Source organism: Paenibacillus sp. P4_A7 (assembly GCF_056402455.1).
Genome location: NZ_JBFUHJ010000327.1, coordinates 1 through 6,208 on the forward strand (window position 1 = coordinate 1; position 6,208 = coordinate 6,208).

Sequence of the window (6,208 nt, forward strand, 5' to 3'; positions counted from 1 at the left end):
GGGTAATTCGGTATGGTTTTTCCTCGTTTCCCGAAGAATCAATACCAGTCACAACGACAAAGAAACGTTTGTCTATATCTTTGAAGCCGCACCCGCTTAGTAAGCTGACTAGGACAAGCAGTATAATGAGCGGCAAATTAGTCGTTTTCATGAGGATTTTGGCCTCCTTCGACTAAGTATGAATATCCAAAGGACAATAAATATTTCGAGAAATAAACGTATACTTAACCAATAAGAGGTAATAAACATGTTCTTCTGTTCATCCGCAACTAAGGCATACAGAATAGTCAGAATAGCAAACGATGCGATGATCACATAATTGGATAGTGGAGTTTCGGGACTATCAGTTAAGGGCTCATTTTTTGGGAAACAGCTCTTAATAAACTCCATCGCTTGATGCCATATGGACATTGTATAGACTAATGAGAGATTCAAATATATAACTAAAAATACAAACAAAACGCGTTCGATGAAACCATACTTCATGAGCATAGAGTCAGCGGTTACAGTCCATATGTAGATGTATTGATTTACTTCCTCTGTTCCATGAAAGCCAATCGGTATAAAAAAAGTGATAAGCAATATGGTGAAGCCTATAATCGGATAAATCCAACGGTGTTTAAATCGGAAATTAGCTGAAATAAGCCGATTAAACAGCGAGAGATTCAAATAACCAGTGAAGATAAACGATGCTGCGGCAATCGAGGTAAGATTCGGCATCTCCGTTACATAATTGGCAACAACTCGTATGGCATCCCAATTTAAATGTGGGCTGCGCGAAGCTTTGAAGAGAAAGAATGCAATGAAGGGTACATTGATGAGAACTCCGATTTCTATCATGAATATGACCGTTAACGTGGAGCGAGTAGCTGCATAGCCACAAGCAATAACAAGCATAATTATAATAACAATAGGGTTGATATCAGGGTTTAAGTAACGATTTATTAATAAAGCATAAGCAATAATAACGATAATAGACGCGAATAGCCACATCATAGTAACTAGCAGCATGTTGATCGTCACTATCCACCGGGGAAAGTACATTTTCAATATTTCTGGCATGCCTTTTCCCGGAAACTTCGTAATGACGCTTGTATATGCATAGATGAGCGCACTGCCGATAACGGTACCGATAATGATAGAGGATACCGCACCCGTGTAACGATACTGAATGAGAATATGTGGAACGTAGAGCATTAAATTAATCAAACTGACCAATACATAGTTGTACAAAAAATATCGATTCATTATTAATTCACCTGCCCAATATCGCCTTCAACTGGTTTTAAATTACCCAATATACGAAAATACGGCTTGCCAAAGCTCCGAAGGTTGCATAAGTAAGTCAAATAAATGAACATACCGACCGCAACTCCAGAAATACCAAAAAACATGGAAATGATAATAAGCGGATATTTCAGGAAACGAACAGCAGTCGATAGTGAATTGATAGGAATAACAAAATTGGAAATGGCGACGACAGATGTGACGATAATCATTATGCTGCTAACCAAACCCGCTTGCTGTGCGGCTTGTCCTAAAATTAGACCGCCTACTGTCGTTGCTGTAGATCCTATAAAGATTGGAAGCCTGATGCTCGCTTCAATTAGTGCTTCGATCATAAACAGCATTATAAATACTTCGATGAACGAGGGGTAAGGGACGGCAGAACGACTCCCGGCGATCGTAAAGGCCAATTGGACTCGAAATAACTCCGGATTGTACGATACGATTGAAATATATAATGCAGGCAGCGTAGTCGTCAGAAAGATAGAGGCGTAGCGAAGTAAAATCAGAAATCGTGTTGTCCAATACGCCTCATAGTTATCTTCCACAGCATGCATGAAGTCGAAAAAAGTGACAGGTAAAATAAGCGCGAATACGCTGCCTTTAATGAGCAAGACGATTTTCCCGTCTGATATCGCTTTAGTTATACGGTCTGGCCGCTCTGTAATAAGCACAGTTGGAAACAAATGCTTGCGAGTGCCGACAATTAGCTTTTCTACTTCACCTGCAGCATGAACCATTTTAGTTTGAATAGTGGTCAGCTTCTTGCGGACGTTACCTAATATTGTCGGATCGACGAGTCTTTGATCAAACATAAGCAGGATGACTGTTTTAGATAAAGAACCAAGAGTGTGTTCTTCAACAAATAAGTTTGGAGAAGGATACATGCTGCGTATAAGGTTCATTGAATTTTCTAAGTCTTCACTAAGAGAAATTTGTGGGCCTTGAATAGCATTTTCTACTTTGATTTGGGCAGCTTGTGAAGCAATAACTCGACTTGCAAGAAAGGAATAAACGATACCGTCAACTTTGATAAGCGCATTTCCGCGAAGAAGCAGATCCTGCCACTTCGAAATATCCTCTACCTCTAAATATTCGGGAATAGTATTTATATGATCTCTGAAGGATTGCTCTTCTTTTGTAAAAGGAACCTTGATGAACCGGCTGATTACCTTTTCATCGCATAATGAGCAAATGTAAGCCAGCTCTATTTTCATCTCGCTGTTCTGAAGGTTTTCCAATTTAATATCGGTGGCTTCAGCAAATAATAATCGTAAGCGATCTAACAATGCAATTCCTCCCTGACCCGATTATTTAAAACTAAACAAACATCATCTGTAGAAGCTTCCACAGTTTGCTATAGTTTGCGCAAGAAGCCATAAATTATGCCTTTTGTTTCTGTTTTGCGAGCATCTTGTATTTCAAGTACAATTGGATTTATAGATATAGAGCGAATGCGCCGTAATGAAGGAGTATACGATGATTAAACCTTGGTACGAACAAAGCTTTGGCAATGATTATATGATTGTTTATAAACATCGCAATTGGGAAAATGCGAATAAAGAAGTTCGGCAAATGGCAGATTGGTTAAAGCTGCCTAGAGGCTCTAGAGTGCTTGATATAGGCTGTGGCATGGGTCGGCATGCCTTGGCATTGGCTGAAATCGGATATGAGGTAACGGGTATCGATTTATCCGATATTTTGCTGGGAGAAGCTCGCAAGCATGAATCAGCTCAAACTATAGAGTGGGTGCAAGGGGATATGCGCAACTTGCCGTTCGGGGAAGAATGCTTTGATGCGACTGTAAATTTATTCACTTCATTTGGCTATTTTTCAATAGAGGAAGATAATATTAATGTGCTGCGGCATATTAGAAGAGTGCTTCGACCAGGTGGAGCTTTTCTCATTGACTTCCTCAATCCGGTATTTGTAGAACAAAGTCTAATCCCATATTCTGAACGTATTGATTCCGATTATGGACTACATATTGAAGAGGCTCGATCTATTCAGAACGGATTCGTTCAGAAAGTGATTACCATATCCGATCTCAGTCAAAGGGAAAAGTCTAGGCAATATTTAGAGCGAGTTCACTTGCTTACCCTTGATTGGTTTGTCCAGCATCTAGCTGATAGTGGTCTTAAATTAGAGGTCATGTATGGCAATTATGACGGATCTTCATTTAATGACTCTGTTTCGCCAAGAATGATCATGGTGGGGAAATCAATATGACAATACAGGAACAAAATAATATCGTGTTATGTGATAACGGATGGCATCAGGTAAAGGTACCCTTGCCGTTCTCTCTAAAATGGGTGAATAGCTACCTTATTCCTGAGCAAGACGGTTATACAATCATTGATCCAGGACTCCGGACGGATGAAGCGATTCAGATGTGGGAAATGACTTTGCAAGAGCTTAGCTTGCAATGGTCTGACATTACACGGATTATACTCACACATCAGCATCCTGATCATTACGGGCTAGCTGGTTATATACAAGAGATAAGCCAAGCGCCAGTGCTGATGTCAAAAGCTTCACATGCTTATGCAAGGAGGATGTGGGGTGGGGATAATTCGTACACAGAGCAGTTGCGATCACTCAACGCGGAGCATGGTATGCCAAGTGAGCTTATTGAAGCGATCGAGGAAAATTTAACAAGCTTTGTAGCGATGGTATCACCTCAGCCCGAAGTAACTTACATTGAAGCGGGCAGCCAGATCCAAATTGGCGGTTTAGAGTGGCTGCTTATTGATGCGCCAGGTCATGCGTATGGTCAGCTCTGTTTCTATGAGCAGTCGCGAGGATGGATGTTGTGCGGAGATCAAGTGCTGCCACATATAACACCTAATGTTAGTATCATCCCGGGTGAATCAGACGATCCGCTCGAGGATTTTCTCCAAAGTCTAGAGAAGCTTAAAGGTTTCGATGTGACGCTTGCGTTTCCTGGTCATCGCGACCCCTTTACTAATTTTGCAGGACGCATTTCAGAGCTTCAGCAGCATCATGTACGCAGGCTAGATCGGATGTGCGACTTACTCTCAAAAGAACCACTCACTGCTTTTGRCATGTGTGAGGCTCTATTCGGAGCCCGAATTGGCGGGAATGCTCATAATTTACGATTTGCGATGGCGGAAACATTGGCACATCTTGTGCATCTAGAGCGAAGGAATCGAATTACTTCGGTCAAAACAGATGGCGTTTATTGTTATTCCGTGCAGTCGCTTTAGCGTCGAATTTATAGATTGTAGTACATGTTTGAAGCGTACAGTTACAGGTCATACTTGTAACTGTACGCTTTTTTCGATATTTGTGATGCATATATATCCCTAGTTTTCCGTAAATGCCTTTTTCGATGGTTTTTGATTAAGATTTCAATTATATATTGCAACACATATAAATATATGATACATATTATAGAGAGAAAAGATTTTAATGTGCGTACTATTTGATTGTTTCATTCATAACTGAGCGGGGGAGGCTGTATAATGGAGAGAGAATTGGCACTTGAACTTGTACGAGTTACGGAATTAGCAGCACTGGCATCGGCGCCGTGGATGGGCCGTGGAGATAAGAATAGTGCTGATGGTGCGGCTACTTCAGCAATGCGGTCAATGTTTGATTCTGTATCGATTCGCGGAACGGTCGTAATCGGCGAAGGGGAAATGGATGAAGCTCCGATGCTTTATATCGGAGAGGAAGTTGGTAGTTTGAATGGACCCGAGGTTGATGTAGCGGTTGATCCGTTAGAAGGTACGGAAATTGTAGCTAAGGGGTTAAATAATGCCATGTCTGTTCTTGCGGTTGCTGGGAAGGGACAATTGCTGCATGCGCCTGATATGTATATGGAGAAGCTCTCATTTGGTCCTGCACTCGTAGGTAAACTAAGCATTACTGATCCCATGGAGCTGACGCTCCAAAAAGCTGCGACAGCTTTGAATAAGAAGGTATCGGATTTAACCGTTATGATTTTAGATCGCATTCGACACGAGTCACTTGTGAAAGTGTTGCGTAAGGTCGGGGTTCGTATTAAATTTTTATCTGACGGTGATGTGGCTGGAGCTATGGCTCCTGCTTTTCCGGAAGCGGGTATAGATCTATATGTAGGCTCTGGCGGTGCGCCAGAGGGCGTGCTAGCTGCCGCTGCACTAAAGTGTCTGGGCGGTGAATTACAGGCGAGGCTGATGCCGGCGGATGGCAATGAGTATAATCGCTGCGTCCAGATGGGGATTGAAGATCCCTATCGTGTACTTACGATGGAGGATATGATTGGGACGGGCGATGTATATTTTGCGGCAACAGGTGTCACACCTGGTGAATTCCTCGGCGGTGTGCAATATTTTCCTGATCAGCGAGCGGAGACGCATTCGATTGTTATGCGAGCGAAGACCAAAACGATACGATTCGTACGCGCGCTTCACTATTTACCTAATAAGGAGTTTTTGAACAATAACTAGAAATGCGTAAGTAGATATCGACGAACGTAGTGGCTAAAAAGTAACTTGTATATAATGTCCTGCTCGTAGGATGTACGGACGGTCTACCAATTTAGCAGCTAGGCTCGGCAAACGAAACTCAGCTGTACGGATTCAAGTTTCGCTATTAATTGAATTGAAATAAGGCCGCGGACCCTGTCCGCGGCCTTATTTGTTATGTTTGTTTAGTTTCAATAAATGCAATTAATTGAGAGTGGGAGAGGAATAGYTGTGATTTATTGTCAGGGGATGAAATTAATTGTTAGAATAGCTCGATTGGCGGCGTCCTTCAGGTGAATTTTTTTATCCTTCAAAAAATGACTCGCAGGACAGTCGCTTTTCTAACGTTTCTGGCTTACGAGTCATGATTGTAGGAGCAATTAGTGCTATTGACCGCCTGGTATGAACTTCTTCAGCCATGTGCCGAAGCTTGCAGGGCTTCGAGTTTG

General features: G+C 42.0%; 5 protein-coding genes. 3 read left to right on the forward strand and 2 right to left on the reverse strand.

Annotated features, from left to right (window positions below; translation table 11 throughout):
* Positions 1–147 precede the first annotated feature (147 nt).
* Both AC1DWN_RS25175 and AC1DWN_RS25180 read right to left on the reverse strand, forming a co-directional pair.
* The gene (locus AC1DWN_RS25175; protein WP_477561638.1) at positions 148–1,248 is read right to left on the reverse strand and encodes a GerAB/ArcD/ProY family transporter; all 1,101 of its coding nucleotides are present in this window, start codon (positions 1,246–1,248) and stop codon (positions 148–150) included.
* Positions 1,249–1,250: 2 nt separating this feature from the next.
* Positions 1,251–2,576 carry a spore germination protein gene (locus tag AC1DWN_RS25180; protein WP_477561639.1) on the reverse strand — a complete coding sequence of 442 codons (1,326 nt, stop codon included), beginning with the start codon at positions 2,574–2,576 and terminating at the stop codon, positions 1,251–1,253.
* Between the two features lie 190 nt (positions 2,577–2,766).
* On the opposite strand from AC1DWN_RS25180, the gene AC1DWN_RS25185 reads away from it, so the two are divergent.
* From AC1DWN_RS25185 to glpX, 3 genes are all read left to right on the forward strand, one after another.
* The gene (locus tag AC1DWN_RS25185; protein ID WP_477561640.1) at positions 2,767–3,516 is read left to right on the forward strand and encodes a class I SAM-dependent methyltransferase; all 750 of its coding nucleotides are present in this window, start codon (positions 2,767–2,769) and stop codon (positions 3,514–3,516) included.
* Complete coding sequence (locus AC1DWN_RS25190) at positions 3,513–4,514, forward strand: MBL fold metallo-hydrolase (RefSeq protein ID WP_477561641.1); 1,002 nt, start codon at positions 3,513–3,515, stop codon at positions 4,512–4,514. Before AC1DWN_RS25185 ends, AC1DWN_RS25190 begins: the two co-directional genes overlap by 4 nt.
* 258 nt (positions 4,515–4,772) lie before the next feature.
* Positions 4,773–5,741, forward strand: coding sequence for a class II fructose-bisphosphatase (gene glpX / locus AC1DWN_RS25195; RefSeq protein WP_477561642.1), 969 nt, complete (start codon positions 4,773–4,775; stop codon positions 5,739–5,741).
* Positions 5,742–6,208 lie beyond the last annotated feature (467 nt).

Coding starts and splice junctions, on each gene's coding strand:
- AC1DWN_RS25175 (WP_477561638.1), bottom strand. CDS start 1,248: ATGAATCGATATTTTTTGTACAACTATGTATTGGTCAGTTTGATTAAT.
- glpX (WP_477561642.1), top strand. CDS start 4,773: ATGGAGAGAGAATTGGCACTTGAACTTGTACGAGTTACGGAATTAGCA.
- AC1DWN_RS25185 (WP_477561640.1), top strand. CDS start 2,767: ATGATTAAACCTTGGTACGAACAAAGCTTTGGCAATGATTATATGATT.